The organism is Fusobacterium sp. IOR10 (assembly GCF_010367435.1).
Classification (GTDB): Bacteria; Fusobacteriota; Fusobacteriia; order Fusobacteriales; family Fusobacteriaceae; genus Fusobacterium_B.
In genome coordinates, this window is record NZ_WJWY01000066.1 from 1 (window position 1) to 1,220 (window position 1,220).

Annotated in this window: 1 protein-coding gene; it reads left to right on the forward strand. The window is 36.2% G+C overall.

What is annotated here, in order from left to right; translation table 11 throughout:
* The first annotated feature begins 19 nt into the window (after positions 1-19).
* A complete protein-coding gene (gene tuf, locus GIL12_RS09965) occupies positions 20-1,204 on the forward strand; it encodes an elongation factor Tu (RefSeq protein ID WP_163470318.1) in 1,185 nt (394 codons plus the stop codon).
* Positions 1,205-1,220: the final 16 nt, after the last annotated feature.

A 1,220-nucleotide genomic window follows, 5' to 3' on the forward strand; every position in this document is an offset into this window, starting at 1 on the left:
AAAAATTTAGGAGGACAAAATGGCAAAAGCAAAATTTGACAGAAGTAAAACCCATGTAAATATTGGTACAATAGGACATGTCGATCACGGTAAAACAACTACAACAGCAGCAATCTCAAAGGTACTAGCAGACGCAGGTCTTGCAGAAAGAGTAGATTTTGATAAAATCGACGTCGCACCAGAAGAAAGAGAAAGAGGAATCACTATCAACACTGCTCATATTGAGTATACTACAGCAAATAGACATTATGCTCACGTTGACTGTCCAGGCCATGCAGATTATGTTAAAAATATGATCACAGGAGCTGCTCAAATGGATGGAGCTATCTTAGTTGTTTCTGCAGCTGATGGTCCTATGCCTCAAACAAGAGAACACATCTTACTATCTAGACAAGTTGGAGTACCTTACATTGTAGTATTCTTAAACAAAGCTGATATGGTTGATGACGAAGAATTATTAGAATTAGTTGAAATGGAAGTAAGAGAATTATTAACTGATTATGGATTCCCAGGGGATGACATTCCAGTTATTATAGGATCTGCTTTAGGAGCATTAAACGGAGAACAAAAATGGGTAGATAAAATTATGGAACTTATGGATGCAGTAGATACTTACATTCCAGCTCCAGAAAGATCAGTAGACAAACCATTCTTAATGCCTATAGAAGACGTATTCACTATTACAGGAAGAGGAACAGTTGTAACAGGAAGAGTTGAAAGAGGAGTAGTTAAAGTTGGAGAAGAAGTTGAAATAATAGGAATCAAACCAACAACAAAAACTATCGTAACAGGAGTAGAAATGTTTAGAAAACTTCTTGATCAAGGTCAAGCAGGGGATAACATAGGAGCTCTATTAAGAGGAACTAAGAAAGAAGATGTTGAAAGAGGACAAGTTCTTGCTCATCCAGGAACAATTCATCCACATACAGATTTCTCAGGAGAAGTATATGTATTAACTAAAGAAGAAGGTGGAAGACATACTCCATTCTTTACAGGTTACAGACCTCAATTCTACTTTAGAACTACAGATATAACAGGTGCAGTACATTTACCAGAAGGAATTGAAATGGTAATGCCAGGGGATAACGTAACAGTAACAGTTGAATTAATCCATGCAATAGCAATGGAACAAGGATTAAGATTTGCCATCAGAGAGGGTGGAAGAACAGTTGCTTCAGGTGTTGTTTCTGAAATAATTAAATAAATTTAATATACATTAA